13 protein-coding genes and 2 pseudogenes are annotated in these 15,960 nt (G+C 45.7%); 9 read left to right on the forward strand and 6 right to left on the reverse strand.

The window, feature by feature from the left end; all coding sequences use genetic code 11:
- The first annotated feature begins 43 nt into the window (after positions 1-43).
- From ACFN7Z_RS18455 to ACFN7Z_RS18465, 3 genes are all read left to right on the forward strand, one after another.
- Positions 44-505, forward strand: coding sequence for an H-NS family nucleoid-associated regulatory protein (locus tag ACFN7Z_RS18455; protein WP_042892477.1), 462 nt, complete (start codon positions 44-46; stop codon positions 503-505).
- Positions 506-747: 242 nt separating this feature from the next.
- Positions 748-1,077 (forward strand): hypothetical protein, encoded by a 330-nt coding sequence (locus tag ACFN7Z_RS18460; protein WP_024160894.1) that lies wholly within the window; start codon positions 748-750, stop codon positions 1,075-1,077.
- Between the two features lie 201 nt (positions 1,078-1,278).
- On the forward strand, positions 1,279-3,087 hold the full coding sequence (locus ACFN7Z_RS18465; RefSeq protein ID WP_024160893.1) for a zinc ribbon domain-containing protein: 1,809 nt from the start codon (positions 1,279-1,281) through the stop codon (positions 3,085-3,087).
- Positions 3,088-3,166: 79 nt separating this feature from the next.
- On the opposite strand, the gene ACFN7Z_RS18470 is transcribed toward ACFN7Z_RS18465, so the two are convergent.
- From ACFN7Z_RS18470 to ACFN7Z_RS18480, 3 genes are all read right to left on the reverse strand, one after another.
- Complete coding sequence (locus tag ACFN7Z_RS18470) at positions 3,167-3,400, reverse strand: hypothetical protein (RefSeq protein WP_024160719.1); 234 nt, start codon at positions 3,398-3,400, stop codon at positions 3,167-3,169.
- A gap of 195 nt (positions 3,401-3,595) precedes the next feature.
- Positions 3,596-4,606 carry a hypothetical protein gene (locus ACFN7Z_RS18475; protein WP_270429363.1) on the reverse strand — a complete coding sequence of 337 codons (1,011 nt, stop codon included), beginning with the start codon at positions 4,604-4,606 and terminating at the stop codon, positions 3,596-3,598.
- Positions 4,607-4,622: 16 nt separating this feature from the next.
- Positions 4,623-7,286, reverse strand: coding sequence for a type IA DNA topoisomerase (locus ACFN7Z_RS18480; RefSeq protein ID WP_024160892.1), 2,664 nt, complete (start codon positions 7,284-7,286; stop codon positions 4,623-4,625).
- A 355-nt stretch (positions 7,287-7,641) separates the two neighbouring features.
- Between ACFN7Z_RS18480 and ACFN7Z_RS18485 the strand changes: the two genes are divergently transcribed.
- On the forward strand, positions 7,642-8,169 hold the full coding sequence (locus ACFN7Z_RS18485; protein ID WP_270429361.1) for a hypothetical protein: 528 nt from the start codon (positions 7,642-7,644) through the stop codon (positions 8,167-8,169).
- On the opposite strand, the pseudogene ACFN7Z_RS18490 reads toward ACFN7Z_RS18485, so the two are convergent.
- Positions 8,166-10,004, reverse strand: a pseudogene (locus tag ACFN7Z_RS18490) (Tn3 family transposase); the annotation flags it as partial. The gene ACFN7Z_RS18485 and the pseudogene ACFN7Z_RS18490 sit on opposite strands and share 4 nt — an antisense overlap.
- 60 nt (positions 10,005-10,064) lie before the next feature.
- Here ACFN7Z_RS18490 and ACFN7Z_RS18495 point away from each other — a divergent pair.
- Together ACFN7Z_RS18495 and ACFN7Z_RS18500 are read left to right on the forward strand one after the other, a co-directional pair.
- Positions 10,065-10,769 carry an IS6-like element IS26 family transposase gene (locus ACFN7Z_RS18495; RefSeq protein ID WP_001067856.1) on the forward strand — a complete coding sequence of 235 codons (705 nt, stop codon included), beginning with the start codon at positions 10,065-10,067 and terminating at the stop codon, positions 10,767-10,769.
- Between the two features lie 91 nt (positions 10,770-10,860).
- Positions 10,861-11,040: a hypothetical protein gene (locus tag ACFN7Z_RS18500; protein WP_000902128.1), complete on the forward strand. Its 180-nt coding sequence runs from the start codon at positions 10,861-10,863 to the stop codon at positions 11,038-11,040.
- Positions 11,041-11,193: 153 nt separating this feature from the next.
- On the opposite strand, the gene ACFN7Z_RS18505 is transcribed toward ACFN7Z_RS18500, so the two are convergent.
- A complete protein-coding gene (locus ACFN7Z_RS18505) occupies positions 11,194-12,009 on the reverse strand; it encodes an aminoglycoside O-phosphotransferase APH(3')-Ia (RefSeq protein ID WP_000018326.1) in 816 nt (271 codons plus the stop codon).
- A gap of 129 nt (positions 12,010-12,138) precedes the next feature.
- Between ACFN7Z_RS18505 and ACFN7Z_RS18510 the strand changes: the two genes are divergently transcribed.
- Positions 12,139-12,843, forward strand: coding sequence for an IS6-like element IS26 family transposase (locus tag ACFN7Z_RS18510; RefSeq protein ID WP_001067856.1), 705 nt, complete (start codon positions 12,139-12,141; stop codon positions 12,841-12,843).
- A gap of 54 nt (positions 12,844-12,897) precedes the next feature.
- On the opposite strand, the pseudogene ACFN7Z_RS18515 reads toward ACFN7Z_RS18510, so the two are convergent.
- Positions 12,898-13,953, reverse strand: a pseudogene (locus ACFN7Z_RS18515) (DUF4158 domain-containing protein); the annotation flags it as partial.
- Between the two features lie 125 nt (positions 13,954-14,078).
- On the opposite strand from ACFN7Z_RS18515, the gene ACFN7Z_RS18520 reads away from it, so the two are divergent.
- A complete protein-coding gene (locus ACFN7Z_RS18520; protein ID WP_000904906.1) occupies positions 14,079-14,693 on the forward strand; it encodes a recombinase family protein in 615 nt (204 codons plus the stop codon).
- A 118-nt stretch (positions 14,694-14,811) separates the two neighbouring features.
- A protein-coding gene (locus ACFN7Z_RS18525; protein WP_245118860.1) for an IS3 family transposase occupies positions 14,812-15,944 on the forward strand; the annotation gives its coding sequence in 2 pieces (ribosomal slippage) (positions 14,812-15,064 and positions 15,064-15,944; 1,134 coding nt in all).
- The last annotated feature ends 16 nt before the right edge of the window (positions 15,945-15,960 follow it).

The following is a 15,960-nucleotide window of genomic DNA, read 5'->3' on the forward strand; positions in this document are numbered from 1 at the left end:
ATATTTTGAATTAATTTTCAAATATATTTCTAAAGGTTTAATCATGAACAACTTAACTCGCAATACTGGAACTAATGACATGTTAAATGTATCAAAACCAGAAAATGTTGCTCAAATGTCACCTGTTGAACTTCAGACTTATATTGAAGAACTTCAACAACAACTAGTCGTTAAAGAAAACCAAGCTTTTCACGATGCTGTTAGTGCCATTAATGCAATCATTTCAGAAAAAATTACTGCCGATGGTGTTGTGGACATCCATACACTTAGCGAATATCTAAAAAACAACCACATTGAAACCACAAAAGTTGAGCCTGTAAGACGTCAAAAACGTAAGCTTACGCATGAATGGGTTCACCGTGAGAACAACAGCTTACGTTGGGCTGGTCGCGGTCAAGTAATCAAATGGTTACGTGAAGAAATGACTGAAAAGGGTTTTGATCCTACAGATAAAGAAGCAGTACGTAGTTATTGCGAACAAAATCTAGACCTTAAAGAGATTTAATCTTTAAAACTAGTGAAACCACCGTAAAAGGTGGTTTTTTTTTGCCACTATATAGTGTCCTTAAGCGATACCCTAGTCTATTAGCTTTCAGCCCATAACAAGAAAATTTGCAATTGGTATATACTTAAACCGTTTTTATAAAGGTCACGTTATACAACGGACTAGTTTTAGTTAAATTTTGGTATATACATTATAAGTATATGTGACTATACCTTTGCTTATGTTTCGCTGGAGGCGATTAAATGTCATTCAAAACTCTATTATTAACTGGCTTATTATCTGTAGGTTTGGTTTTAGTTGGTTGTAGTAAAAAAGAAGAATCAACATCTCAATCAAAACCTATTCAACCAGATGAACAAATTGACAAAGTAGATCCATCTGCAGACTTACAAGCAGCGCGTGAAACTTATGTCGATAATGAAAAACCTTCAAAAGTTGAGGGCCACGATTTTGATGCACATCAAAAAACTGCAGAACAAAATCCACCAAAAGAGGACGAGCAAAATGATATGTCTTCTATGCTGAACGCTGCAGCTGCAGATGCTCAAAAACAAGCAGATCAAAACAAATAACAGCACATAAGCTTGGTACATCTTTAAAGGGGATTCGTTATCCCCTTTTTTAATGCGCCTTTAAAATACTTTTTAAATTCCCTTATTAAAACTTAACTAAAACAGTGATTCATTTTAACTAAAAAAACTTTATACCCCACGACTTAGTTATAATTAACCAATTAAAACGTAATTAGATAAATGCGTTAAGGAGTATTAAAAATGGCATATGAATATAACTCGCAAGATAAGCGGTTTGAATTCCCTAATCCCTACCGAATAGAAAACATTTTTAAAGTGATCGGTGCCATCGTTTTTATGCTGGCTGGCCTAAGCTTAATTTTCAGTGCAAAAGGTCTATTCAGTAACGGTGTATTTGTTGCACTACCACCGCTTATAGTTGGTCTAGCAATGTTCAGTTATGGCGCTCTACTGCTGACCACAGGCTTATCAAACCTAAAGTTCTACTTTGGTCGTGATCAACCAGCCGGACTTGCACAGGAGTTATCCATTCAAGAAACTGGTGCTTATCCTGGTGCAACCGATATTAAAGAGATCCTACGCCAAAGCGCTTTGATTTATGAAGAACCAAAAGGCTCAGTGAACGGGATTCTATATTCACTGTTCCCTAATCTTATTTTTTCGCCATTATTCATCCGTAACGCTGCAGAAGCTCAATTTCAAAATGCGATTGTTTTTCTGATTACCTTAGTGAGTGCTCTAATCGCGTATGTGGGCGCATCACCCAATACAGGTGCTTGGCTTGGGATTGTTTACAACGCCATTATTTTGATTGTTTTATTGCGTCCTATGGCTAATCCGAACACAGGTGCACAAGAAATTGGTTTATCTAAGGTCATTGGTTTGGTTTTAGTTGCCATTCTTGGACCTGTATTGGTACCTATCCTTACCCAACATGCAGTTGCGCCTATTTGGTTGCCAAGCATGGATAAAGCCATTTTTACGTTAATTGCAGCGCTGATTGCGATTGCGATATTCTTCTTGGCCGTGGTTGCTCAAATGGTAAAACAGCCACCACAAGCCAGTGCTGGAGTCGTTCAGGATAGTTTGAGTATGAATTGCCAACCAATGCAATTGTTTGATGAACTTGAACGCCATCTACAAAAGAATTGGGAAAGTGCTATTCCTAACAGAATCTATTCACGCCAGTTGCCAGTTATCAACTCTAGCAGTAAAAACGGTGCTTTTGAGGGTGAGATCTTAGAAGAAACTCAACCAGTGCCAATCAATACCCTTCGTGATATGACATTGAGCTCATGCTTCAAAGAAGAAAAGTATCGCTGGTTAGCCATCCTCAATAGTTTTGGATTGTTAAGTTTTATTGCTTCAGTCGTTTTAATGACTATTTTTGCCAAAGGTCTATATAACGGAAGCTATCTGGATTTTAGCGACTTCACTTATGGTTTCTTTGGTGTATCGATGTGGATCTTAGGGAAGTTTTGTTTTGAGCACGGTAATTACCTATGGAGCCGTTTTGACTTTGTATCAAAACTAATATGGGTTGAGGCTAAAGGTAGCTATCAATTGTCTCAAATAAACTTTGGCCGTTACCTTGACGACAGCGTGAAATCACAAAAAGAAGTCATCAATGTTGAAACCATGACGTTACGTGTCTGGTACGCTGAAATTAGCACAACGACCTTCGGTAAATATCAAAACCGTGCGATCTTGAGCATGACTGCTTGTACTGATGATGCTGTTGTACTGAAAGAGCATTTAGCCGACTTTGCCAAAAGCCAAAGCATTGTGGTTGCCCCAACGTCTGAAGCAGATATTAACCGCATGTCATCTATGAACCAGATGAATAGCGCAATCAATAAAAGCTCACCAAGAACACATGGTACACATCTTGGATTGATGAATAACCCTGAAACACACGGTCAGGATCTATCAGATCAAGTACCCGTGATCATCAAACCGAAAAAGAATATGTTTTGTGTGAAATGTGGTGAACCACTTCAGGACAATATGCTGTTTTGCCCTCAGTGTGGTACCAAAAAAGAAAGTTAATCGTTAAAAAAATAAAGGAGTGGATTACGAATGTGGTCCACTTTTTTTTGACATCAAAAAAATAATTAGACTTCTAAAATTAAGAGTTTAATTGAGCATTGACATATTCTTCGACAGAAAATCCCTTTACGCCAGTTTCTATAAGTGCATGCACAAAGTCTGAGAACGTCACTGGAATGTACCCTACTTTGAATAGTGCCTCATTCAACTCTTTGTACTTCAGAAAAACTTCTTCTTTATGTTTTTTCTTCAGCTTAAACGTGGACGGCAAATCTGCCACTTGCAGATCTTGAATTTTGATTGGGTTGTTCATAGCGTACCCGGTTGCTTAAAAGTTGCGAATTTAAACTATTGTAATGTGAAAATTAAAAAATGCAGAATAAATCTGCATTTTATTGTTTCATTTTTTTAAGATCTATTTGATAAACAGATGCTTAAATTAGTATTCTCAACCAAAAGCCAATTAATAGCGGATTAACCAAAATCAATCCGTTTCTTATTGGTATGTTTAATGTGTTGCTTCTGGCGTACCAAATGCATCAGGACTTTGCGGTTGATATTGTGGTTGCTCACCACCACTTTGTTGAGCTTGACCAGCTTGACCAGCTGGAGTAGTAGTCTTACGTAAAGCTAAGTCCTTCATGATGTCTTGACAAGACATGCCCCCTGTTTCGTATAAGTTGTACGCAACAGGATCTTTTTTAGGATCTGGCGGTACACACTCCAATTCAGGTTCACTAGCAGTTGCAGAATCGGCATTCATTTTGTCCAGTTCGGTAGAAATCAATGTCAGATCGATGTCACTTGGCGTAATTGGACGACTGCTGATCTGCAAGCGATAAGTCATAGACGGCGTTAGCAGCGCATATAGTTCGCGGATCTGATTGGCCATAAGCGCAGGATTTTTCATTACGATTTTTTGGCATAAGAAAAGGTGCACGTTGTTCGGGCTACAAACACTTCCTTTACGCTGACTTGATTGTGGGTTTTGGGCATCCACTTTCAAGGGGTAGACTTCAATGTAAACTTCATACGGCGTATCTGGCTTAAATTGGAAGTTCTGCAAACTAGAAACGACAGTTGAATACGGTTCTGACGTATCTTGTGCATGACAGAATACTTGTGGTGCGTTACAGTCAAAGTTACGACTAATACGGTCGATAATTTCATTGCGCTGAGCAGCCAATTTCATACTTTCTTCTTTTACTCGTCTTGCAACTTCACTCTGCAGTCGAGCTTCAAGTTCAACATCGCTTTGTTGTGGACGTTCAACTTCGATGTTTTGATTGCCAAAAATAACCACAGCAACTAACAAAAAGAAAAGAACACCACCGCCAATCAAGATTAGCTTTTTATGCTTAGCAAAAAAGTTTTCATCAATGTCTACTTTTTTGCCCTTTTTTGCTGTTTTGGCCGGCTGTTCAGGCTCACTTACATGTTCATCATCGGGTTGGGGTTTGAGCGCTTCTTCAGCTTCCTTCCCGATGTTGTCCATATCATCTGGTTCGTGATTACTCATTTATTCACCTATTCAATTATTTACTTGATTTAGCTTTTGTAGAGGTCGATTTAGACTTGGCTTTCTTTTTACCACGTTGAACTGGCTCACCGTTGTTGTCGTATCCACTTGCACCACAGCTAAAGCAATCCCATTTAAACTTACGTTCACCACGTAAATTAAATGCAGACTGAATCATGGTCTGACCACACTCAAAACACTTGGCTTCGTTGCCAGTGCGAGATTTTGTAAGTTGGGTATCTGGTGATCCATCTGGCAATATGTCGAAATAACGTTTACATGATGCAGCTTCACAACTGTATCGCTCTTCGTAAACACCAGGTTCTTTGCGGTACTTGGTATGTATAAGAGGCTTTTTACAGATACATGGATACTCTGTTTTGGTCACTTGGAATCTTGGCTCGTAGTTAGGACTACCATCAGGGAACACCTCTAATGGACCCGACTTACATTTTTTGCCTTTCAGGTTTGGATTGGATTTTTCACAAGAAAAGAAGTGATACGGCTTACCTGAAGAAGTTGAAATACCTTTTAACTCACGCAACCAACCGCCACACCCTTCAAGCTGACATTTGTATGTATGGTTACGGCGATATTCGTCAAAATCAGGAACCAAGTTACCGCTTTCGTCATTTGTAGAACGGTATGTTTCTTTACAGGTGCCATCTACGAACGCACGTTGAGAGCACTCAAAAAATACAGATTTATCAGTTGTAACCTGAGTCAGTGTTTTGCCACATAAACATAAATGAGTAGTTGGCTCACGTACAGTTGGCTTACCCGGTTCATCTTTACCATCAACATTTCTGTTTGGCGCTGAACTTTTGCATGAATTACATGACCAGTAGACCGATGTTGTTTTGTCGCGATTGGTACCGATTTTCGGCAACATGCGTCCGTCATCACAGTTATTACATTTGTAGATAGGGAATGAATCAAGCCAATGTTTTGAGAACTGTCCTAATTCACTTTCAATCCCTAAATGGAACTTTTGGAGTTCTTGTTTGTAATCGGCATCACCAGTAGCGATTAGATCCAGTGTTTCTTCAATTTCTTTGGTGTAAAGCGGATCTGCAAAACTAAACTTACCTCTAATGTTTTGAATCAAGGTCAATCCATGCGGTGTAACTTCAATTTTCTTTTTAACAAGCTTGATATAGCCGTGCTTGATTAAACGTTCAAAGATTGATTGATAAGTACTAGGACGACCAATTCCTTTTTTCTCAAGTAATTTGACCAATGATGGTACGGTGTAGCGTGAACGTGGTTTGGTTTTGGTCGCGATAACTTTACCAGCAATAACATTGTGGTTTTGACCGACCTCAATATCCATAGGTAGCGTATGTTCAGGTTCTTTTTCTGAATCTTCTTCACCGTCCACGTATTCAAGTGCATTTTCATCAATACTGTAGGTCTTTAATAAACCCAACCAACCATCTTCCTTTAAGATACGGCTAGAAGCTTTGAATTCAGCATCTTTAGTAATGCTTTCACCATCTACATTGAGCGTGACATCTTTATAGACACCTACAACGGATTTAACTTCGTATTCAGCTGGAGCCATTTGCGATGCAACAGTACGCAACCAGATTAGACGGTATAGATCCTTTTGAACTTTGTCCTCACCAGCTTCAAAGGTAAAGAAGTCACTAGGACGAATACATTCATGTGCTTCTTGAGCACCATCGCGAGATTTGGCTTTATTGCCGATAATCGCAATGCCCTCTCTCTCACCAAAAGCTTCTAGAGCTTGCATGCCCTCAGGCGAAATTACGGCAGCATCAGTACGATGGTAAGTGATATAACCACCTTCATATAACTTTTGCGCTGCATCCATAGTTTGTTTTAGATCCAAACCAAGACGCGCTGCAGCTGCAGCTTGCAGATCAACAGTAATAAACGGCGCTGGAGCACTACGGAAAGATGGCTTAGTTTCAACACTGGTAATGGTTAAGTCTTTTTTATCAATTTCGCTTTGTAGACGGGTAATTGAAGCTTTATCTAACCACTGGTTATTGTGCACATCCTTCATTTCAGGATTAAGCCACTTAGAAAAATCCCATTTCGCAGCCCAACCTTGTTTTAGAGTTACTTCAAGGTTGTAATGTTCATGTGATTTGAAGTTTTTCAGTAGATCTTCTAAATCACCAAGCACAACGAGTACGGCAGATTGAACACGGCCAACAGGAAATTTGCCTTTTAAAATATTTGAAATTGGCTCATACAAGTAAAAACCGATCATACGGTCAAGGAAACGGCGTGTTTCTTGAGATGCCACCATACCTTGATCCAGCTCTTCACCATTTTGAAGTGCATTAGCGATCGTAGTTTTATCAATAGCGTTATATTTGACGCGAATATACTGATCGTCAGATAAGTTCAGGATACGTTTTAAGTGATATGCAATGGCTTCACCTTCACGGTCCAAGTCAGTTGCGAGGAAAACCGTATCTGCATTTTTAGCAGCCTGTCTTAATTCTTGAACAACGCGTGTTTTATTTTGAGATATTTCGTATTTAGGAACAAAGGCTGGATATGAGAAACCGATCTCATGATTAGGTAAATCACATACATGGCCAACTGAAGCGCGTACAACGAATTCGTGCGGATACAGGTCATCCAAGATATGTTGAATTTTTTCGACCTTTCCGGGTGACTCTACTATGAACAAACTACTCATTAAAATTCATCCAATTTTTAACTTTCTTTAGTAATAATTACTGAAGTTAATCTAGTAATGGTTTAAGTATATACAATTTTAAAATGTTTAAATAGGTTTAAGGGTTGATAAACAAACACTTTTAAGGGCTTATTTCTTAATCTTTAGTTGGATGAACATTTCAAGTGGTTAAATTACTTCCTGTTTTCAATAATCTACGCGAAAAAAGACAACAATATTTATCTAAAATTATGGGAAAAAATGGCTTAATTGTTTGAAAATGCACTGTTTAACCGTCACAAATTAAAATTCCAAAAATATTATTTAACGAATTAATGTTGTACTATAAAGGTATCGTTTGTTTTAAGCTAAAACCATGATTAAAAAACTTATAGTTTTAAGCACCTCATTGTTAATCATCGGGTGTTCGTCTACGCCACAAGAGAAACGCTTAGATCAATACCTTGAAGATACGAAAACTGATGCAAAGGAACGTAGTATTGACTGGTATTACAAACATGATTACGAGCGTAGTAATGTTTTAAATATTTGTTATTCCATTTATATAGATTCTGCTAAGAAAGCTGGTTATTACAGCGATGATGTTAGTGATGGCCGAGAAAAGTATTTAGACGATAGCGTACAAAAAGAAATGTACGCCTCAAATGACGAATGCAATAAGGCATATAAGGCTCAGGATATTCTAGATAACTTTGTTGCAAGCAATAGCCTTCCACAAGAGTCTTATGAAGACAAGTTAGATCCACAACAAGAACCAAATTCAACACCAGAAGTATCACCTGAAGTACCAGAAGTGTCACCTGAAGCACCAGCAAATGAACCAGTCGCCACAAAACCACCAACACTGGGGTCGTTTGCGGGAGGGGGCGGAATCCTACGCTAAGGCTTTGGCCAGCGATATTCTCCGGTGAGATTGATGTGTTCCCATCCGAGCGGCGAAACATGGGCCAAGAGATCGGGCGATAGCAGCTTTCCATCGCGTTTCTGGTTTGCAACGACCTCGCCGAGCTTCATGGTGTTCCAGAAGATGATGATGGCGGCGAGCAGATTCATGCCGGCGATGCGGTAATGCTGGCCTTCGGCGGAACGGTCGCGGATTTCACCGCGGCGGTGGAAGCTGATTGCCCGCTTCAGCGCATGATGAGCTTCGCCTTTGTTGAGCCCGATCTGGGCACGCCGTTGGAGTTCGGCATCCAGAATCCAGTCGATCATGAACAGGGTGCGCTCGACGCGACCGACTTCCCGCAGGGCTGTCGCGAGCTCGTTCTGCCGCGGATAGGAGGCGAGTTTCCGCAGAATCTGGCTTGGCGCGACGGTCCCGGCAGCAATGGTGGCGGCGATGCGCAGGATGTCGGGCCAATTGCGCTCGATCATGGCTTGGTTGACCTTTCCGCCGATCAACGCTCGCAGGTGCGCCGGGGCGGCCGACGGATTGAACGCGTAGAGCCGTTTGGATGGCAGGTCGCGGATGCGCGGAGCGAACCGGTAGCCGAGAATGGCACATGCGGCAAAGACGTGATCGGTGAAGCCGCCCGTGTCGGTGAACTGCTCGCGGATATGGCGTCCAGCATCGTTCATCAGCAGGCCATCGAGGATGTAAGGCGCTTCGCTTGCCGTTGCAGGAATCACCTGGGTTGCGAACGGCGCATATTGGTCGGAGACGTGGCTATAGGCTTTCAGGCCCGGGGTATTGCCATATTTCGCGTTGACCAGGTTCATGGCCTCACCTTGCTCTGTAGCGACGAAGAACTGTCCGTCGCTCGAAGCCGACGTGCCCATGCCCCAGAACCGGGCCATGGGTAACGCTGCCTGTGCCTCGACCACCATGGCCAGCGCCCGGTCATAGGCTTCGCCCTCGACATGCCACCGTCCAATGCGGATCAATTCCCAGAAGGTGTGGGTGTTTGTCGCATCCGCCATTTTGCGCAAGCCGAGGTTGATCCCTTCCGCCAAGATAACGTTCATTAGCCCGATCCGGTCAGCGCAGGGTGCTCCTGTGCGCAGATGGGTGAACGCTTCGGTGAAGCCGGTCGCCGCATCCACCTCCAGCAGGAGATCGGTGATGCGCGTGGGCGGGATCTGCTTGTAGAGATCGAGCACCAGATCTTCGGCGCCTGTCGGCGCGGCGGCTTCGAGTTTCTCGATATGCAGAACGCCGTTTTCAATCGACCCGCCCGGGATCGTGCCTGCGCGAGCGGCACGGCCAAGCTCGCGCAACCGCATGTCGAGGCGAGCTTGCCGGTCTGCCAGCCATTCCTCCGGCCGCAATGGCACAGCGAGACGACCGCCTTCCGCGATGGCTTGTGCCGGAACGAGTGCGTGTTTCAGATCGCCATAGCGCCGGGACCTAGTAAGCCAGACATCTCCGGAGCGGAACGCATCGCGCAGATGGAACAGCACCGCGATCTCCCATAGGCGAGCGTCGCCAGCCCTCTGGGCCCGAAGGTGGCGATGCCATTTCGAGCTGGGCCGCAAGAAGCTGGTCATCGCGGCATCGTTCAAACCGGTACGAAGGGCCGTCACCGCTTCCAGAAGCGGCAGTGCAACGGGCGCAGCTCGCAGATCGAGCAGGCGCAACATGCGTGGAGCGTATCGGCGGAAGCGGTGATAACCGTCGAGCACATGATTGAGCGGATCGTCGGCCATGGTGGCGGTCAGCCTGGTTGCCATTGCAACAAGGGTTTTTAAGCCGTCCCACCCTGACCCACTCGCGATGGCACTGTTGCAAATAGTCGGTGGTGATAAACTTATCATCCCCTTTTGCTGATGGAGCTGCACATGAACCCATTCAAAGGCCGGCATTTTCAGCGTGACATCATTCTGTGGGCCGTACGCTGGTACTGCAAATACGGCATCAGTTACCGTGAGCTGCAGGAGATGCTGGCTGAACGCGGAGTGAATGTCGATCACTCCACGATTTACCGCTGGGTTCAGCGTTATGCGCCTGAAATGGAAAAACGGCTGCGCTGGTACTGGCGTAACCCTTCCGATCTTTGCCCGTGGCACATGGATGAAACCTACGTGAAGGTCAATGGCCGCTGGGCGTATCTGTACCGGGCCGTCGACAGCCGGGGCCGCACTGTCGATTTTTATCTCTCCTCCCGTCGTAACAGCAAAGCTGCATACCGGTTTCTGGGTAAAATCCTCAACAACGTGAAGAAGTGGCAGATCCCGCGATTCATCAACACGGATAAAGCGCCCGCCTATGGTCGCGCGCTTGCTCTGCTCAAACGCGAAGGCCGGTGCCCGTCTGACGTTGAACACCGACAGATTAAGTACCGGAACAACGTGATTGAATGCGATCATGGCAAACTGAAACGGATAATCGGCGCCACGCTGGGATTTAAATCCATGAAGACGGCTTACGCCACCATCAAAGGTATTGAGGTGATGCGTGCACTACGCAAAGGCCAGGCCTCAGCATTTTATTATGGTGATCCCCTGGGCGAAATGCGCCTGGTAAGCAGAGTTTTTGAAACGTAAGGCCTTTGAATAAGACAAAAGGCTGCCTCATCGCTAACTTTGCAACAGTGCCGAATTTAGCGCGGTCGCTAAACATTTCGGCACCACCCAGGTGCTGCACGATATCAATCTGAAAATTGATGCCGGTGAATACCGGCTGGCTGCCGACGATCCGGATGAGGAGAACACCCTCGCCACGGCAGTTTTCACCCTCGATGCCAACCACGTCAGGTGGCAAATTTTCGACATTAACCGCGACGATGCTAAATTTCAGGGAGAAGTGCGTGGGTGAGATAGCCGGTCGTCAGTCATAAAGGGCAGGGTAGTACCGTTGGCCCGGCGTTCGATAGTACCGTCCGGATACTGCCAGATATCGGCGTCCAGGGAGATGTCCTGAAGCGCGGTGTCCGGAATTTCAGGTTTGTGTCTCTACAAAGACTAACTATCAGAAAAACTCATCGAGCATCAAATGAAACTGCAATTTATTCATATCAGGATTATCAATACCATATTTTTGAAAAAGCCGTTTCTGTAATGAAGGAGAAAACTCACCGAGGCAGTTCCATAGGATGGCAAGATCCTGGTATCGGTCTGCGATTCCGACTCGTCCAACATCAATACAACCTATTAATTTCCCCTCGTCAAAAATAAGGTTATCAAGTGAGAAATCACCATGAGTGACGACTGAATCCGGTGAGAATGGCAAAAGCTTATGCATTTCTTTCCAGACTTGTTCAACAGGCCAGCCATTACGCTCGTCATCAAAATCACTAGCATCAACCAAACCGTTATTCATTCGTGATTGCGCCTGAGCGAGACGAAATACGCGATCGCTGTTAAAAGGACAATTACAAACAGGAATCGAATGCAACCGGCGCAGGAACACTGCCAGCGCATCAACAATATTTTCACCTGAATCAGGATATTCTTCTAATACCTGGAATGCTGTTTTCCCGGGGATCGCAGTGGTGAGTAACCATGCATCATCAGGAGTACGGATAAAATGCTTGATGGTCGGAAGAGGCATAAATGCCGTCAGCCAGTTTAGTCTGACCATCTCATCTGTAACATCATTGGCAACGCTACCTTTGCCATGTTTCAGAAACAACTCTGGCGCATTGGGCTTCCCATACAATCGATAGATTGTCGCACCTGATTGCCCGACATTATCGCGAGCCCATCTATACCCATATAAATCAGCATCCAGGTTGGAATTTAATCGCGGCCTCGAGCAAGACGTTTCCCGTTGAATATGGCTCATAACACCCCTTGTATTACTGTTTATGTAAGCAGACAGTTTTATTGTTCATGATGATATATTTTTATCGGCACTGTTGCAAATAGTCGGTGGTGATAAACTTATCATCCCCTTTTGCTGATGGAGCTGCACATGAACCCATTCAAAGGCCGGCATTTTCAGCGTGACATCATTCTGTGGGCCGTACGCTGGTACTGCAAATACGGCATCAGTTACCGTGAGCTGCAGGAGATGCTGGCTGAACGCGGAGTGAATGTCGATCACTCCACGATTTACCGCTGGGTTCAGCGTTATGCGCCTGAAATGGAAAAACGGCTGCGCTGGTACTGGCGTAACCCTTCCGATCTTTGCCCGTGGCACATGGATGAAACCTACGTGAAGGTCAATGGCCGCTGGGCGTATCTGTACCGGGCCGTCGACAGCCGGGGCCGCACTGTCGATTTTTATCTCTCCTCCCGTCGTAACAGCAAAGCTGCATACCGGTTTCTGGGTAAAATCCTCAACAACGTGAAGAAGTGGCAGATCCCGCGATTCATCAACACGGATAAAGCGCCCGCCTATGGTCGCGCGCTTGCTCTGCTCAAACGCGAAGGCCGGTGCCCGTCTGACGTTGAACACCGACAGATTAAGTACCGGAACAACGTGATTGAATGCGATCATGGCAAACTGAAACGGATAATCGGCGCCACGCTGGGATTTAAATCCATGAAGACGGCTTACGCCACCATCAAAGGTATTGAGGTGATGCGTGCACTACGCAAAGGCCAGGCCTCAGCATTTTATTATGGTGATCCCCTGGGCGAAATGCGCCTGGTAAGCAGAGTTTTTGAAACGTAAGGCCTTTGAATAAGACAAAAGGCTGCCTCATCGCTAACTTTGCAACAGTGCCCTCGCGATGACATCGCCCAGCGGCTGGCCATCATCCTGTGCATCGACCAGGGCGCCCCCGATCTCGGCGAAGGATTTCAGGGTGTCACGCACCACCCCCGCTTCGTCTGCGACCTTTGCATGGCAAATACGCTCCGAAGCACGGTAGAGACGGCCGACGATCCGGTCGTGGGTTTCGACCACTGCGTCGGCCAACATCGCCTGCCATTCCGAGACGCAAACAGCCAAGATCGCAAGCCGCCTGTCCTCCGGGAGATCGCGCATGCCGTCGGCATAATACCGTTCACCCTGCCTGCGCAGACGAGTCACCCGATGGGCAGGAACGCCGGCAAGCAGATCCTCGGGGAGATCGATGCGTTGCAGATATTCGAGCCGGTCGAGCAGCCGGTTGGCCGACGAAGAGTTCGAGCCAGGCTCGAACTGGCGCAGCCACACAAAACGGGTCACCCGATCATCAGCCGTCTCCTCGAGCAATGCCAGCAACTGTTCTCGGATCGACATAGGCAGCCGACTGGCGATCCTCGTCTCGATGCGTCGCTCGGCATCGACGAGAGCCGCGGCACAAAGCCGCTCGATCGTGGATGTCGCGGGAAGGACAGTGCGGGTGCGTCGGCACTCGGCTACGAAGCGACGGGCGATATCCTCGTTCGACACCGCCATCTCGGCTTCTCGGAACAACCATTCCTTCAGCTCGCTCGCACCACGTCCGGAGAAGGTGCGGAAGCCGTAGAGCCCCCGTAACTCGGCAAGATGCTCGTGCCGTGTTTCCTCGCGGGCAGCATAGTCTACGAGATCGTCGGCACCCAGGCCAAGCTGCGCTCCGATAAATTCGATGACCTCTGCAGGGATCAGTTCGCCTGGAGCCAGCACCCGGCCGGGATAGCGCAGGACACACAATTGCAGGGCGAAGCCGAACCTGTTGTGAGCGCGCCGACGCAGCCTGATATGCCCAAGGTCTTCATCACTCAGCGTATAGTGCTTGAGCAAATCCGTCTGTGAAGTCGGCAAGCGCAACAGCGCGTCTTTCTGCCGATCGGTTAGAGTGACGCGACGCGGCATACATGTTCCTTTTTCAAAATCTGATAGCGTTCAAGACGCTTTGTTTATGAAGCTGGTTGAGATACATTTCCAGAGGTCAATGCAATCGTGGCCGAAGCGCCGCCTCAAACCAACGTTTGTGATACATGCTGATCGGATATGCCCGCGTCTCCAAAGCCGATGGCTCGCAGTCTCTCGACCTGCAGCACGACGCCTTGCGCGCCGCAGGTGTCGAACGGGACAATATCTATGATGATCTTGCTTCCGGCGGTCGTGATGATCGCCCTGGCTTGACTGCCTGCCTCAAGTCATTGCGTGACGGCGATGTGCTGGTGGTCTGGAAGCTCGATCGCCTCGGACGATCGCTTGCCCATCTGGTCAACACGGTGAAGGAGCTGTCAGACCGCAAGATCGGCCTGCGGGTTCTGACTGGAAAGGGCGCTCAGATCGACACCACGACTGCGTCCGGTCGCATGGTGTTCGGAATCTTCGCCACCTTGGCCGAGTTCGAGCGGGATCTGATCCGAGAGCGCACCATGGCGGGTCTCGCCTCCGCGAGAGCGCGCGGTCGCAAGGGCGGACGAAAATTCGCGCTCACCAAAGCTCAGGTGCGTCTCGCACAAGCCGCCATGGCCCAGCGCGATACTTCAGTTTCCGATCTCTGCAAGGAACTCGGCATCGAGCGCGTCACTCTCTACCGATATGTCGGTCCCAAAGGCGAGCTCAGAGACCATGGAAAGCATGTTCTCGGACTTACGTAGCAACTCGTTTCTTTTCGCAGGTTGAGCCACAGAGGTGGATCAGGAAATTTGAACAACACTTATAAGTGATATTTTGCTCCCCAAATGATGTTATAAACATCAATATATGGAGTATTTTATGACACGTAGACCAAGAAGAAATCATTCAAATGACTTTAAAGCTAAGGTAGCACTTGCTGCGATTAAAGCAGAAAAAACACTTGCTGAATTGAGTGCTGAATTTGATGTTCATCAAAACCAAATTATTGACTGGAAAAATCAACTGATTTCAGCTTCCTCGCAAGCTTTCGATCAATCAAAAGCTCCAACAGAACCACCCATCGATCTAAAAAAACTACATGCAAAAATCGGTGAGCAGGCATTAGAAATTGATTTTTTAGAAGGTGTGTTGAAGAAACTGGGTCGCTTCAACCACAAAAGTTAATCGATGACTCACTTCAGATTTCAGTATCTAAGCAAGCTAAGCTGCTGAAAGTCTCCCGTGGTTGTTATTACTATCGCCCAAAACCTGTGAGTGAATCAGATCTGAAGCTGATGCGCTGTATGGATGAGTTACATATGCAATACCCTTTTGCAGGTAGCCGTATGATGCGTGATTTATTGAATCGTCAAGGACATCATATAGGACGACGTCATACACGTACTTTAATGAAGAAAATGGGCATTAATGCGTTATATCGTAAACCAAATCTAAGTCAGGCCAATCAAGCTCACCGTAAATATCCATATCTGCTCAAAGGATTGGCTATTCAGCGCAGTAATCAAGTGTGGTCTACGGATATAACGTATATCCCTATGGCAAAAGGCTTTGTTTATTTATGTGCTGTGATTGATTGGCATAGCCGCAAGGTACTTGCGCATAGAGTATCGATTAGTATGGAGGTTACATTTTGCATAGAAACATTAAATGAAGCTATTGAAAAATATGGCCGACCTGAAGTCTTTAATACAGACCAAGGCAGTCAGTTTACCAGTGATGCATTTATTGATGTATTGAAATCAAATGGCATTCAAATCAGTATGGATGGTAAAGGTCGATGGGTTGATAATGTGATGGTTGAACGATTATGGCGGAGCGTTAAATATGAAGAGGTGTATCTCAAAGCCTACAGCAATGTTTTGGATGCGAAGAAGCAATTAAACGCATATTTTGAATTTTATAATTTGAAACGACCTCATTCGAGTCTGGACAAAATGACTCCAGATGAGTTATACTATGACCAGCTACCACAACAAAATAAGGTAGCTTAACTAGAGCAGAGTATCA

This window comes from Acinetobacter sp. P1332, assembly GCF_044057475.1.
Lineage (GTDB): Bacteria > Pseudomonadota > Gammaproteobacteria > Pseudomonadales > Moraxellaceae > Acinetobacter > Acinetobacter johnsonii.

What these genes read in the sequence shown, in the direction of transcription:
- ACFN7Z_RS18455 (WP_042892477.1), top strand. Translation starts at nt 44, where the DNA reads ATGAACAACTTAACTCGCAATACTGGAACTAATGACATGTTAAATGTA.
- ACFN7Z_RS18460 (WP_024160894.1), top strand. Translation starts at nt 748, where the DNA reads ATGTCATTCAAAACTCTATTATTAACTGGCTTATTATCTGTAGGTTTG.
- ACFN7Z_RS18465 (WP_024160893.1), top strand. Translation starts at nt 1,279, where the DNA reads ATGGCATATGAATATAACTCGCAAGATAAGCGGTTTGAATTCCCTAAT.
- ACFN7Z_RS18470 (WP_024160719.1), bottom strand. Translation starts at nt 3,400, where the DNA reads ATGAACAACCCAATCAAAATTCAAGATCTGCAAGTGGCAGATTTGCCG.
- ACFN7Z_RS18475 (WP_270429363.1), bottom strand. Translation starts at nt 4,606, where the DNA reads ATGAGTAATCACGAACCAGATGATATGGACAACATCGGGAAGGAAGCT.
- ACFN7Z_RS18480 (WP_024160892.1), bottom strand. Translation starts at nt 7,286, where the DNA reads ATGAGTAGTTTGTTCATAGTAGAGTCACCCGGAAAGGTCGAAAAAATT.
- ACFN7Z_RS18485 (WP_270429361.1), top strand. Translation starts at nt 7,642, where the DNA reads ATGATTAAAAAACTTATAGTTTTAAGCACCTCATTGTTAATCATCGGG.
- ACFN7Z_RS18495 (WP_001067856.1), top strand. Translation starts at nt 10,065, where the DNA reads ATGAACCCATTCAAAGGCCGGCATTTTCAGCGTGACATCATTCTGTGG.
- ACFN7Z_RS18505 (WP_000018326.1), bottom strand. Translation starts at nt 12,009, where the DNA reads ATGAGCCATATTCAACGGGAAACGTCTTGCTCGAGGCCGCGATTAAAT.
- ACFN7Z_RS18510 (WP_001067856.1), top strand. Translation starts at nt 12,139, where the DNA reads ATGAACCCATTCAAAGGCCGGCATTTTCAGCGTGACATCATTCTGTGG.
- ACFN7Z_RS18520 (WP_000904906.1), top strand. Translation starts at nt 14,079, where the DNA reads ATGCTGATCGGATATGCCCGCGTCTCCAAAGCCGATGGCTCGCAGTCT.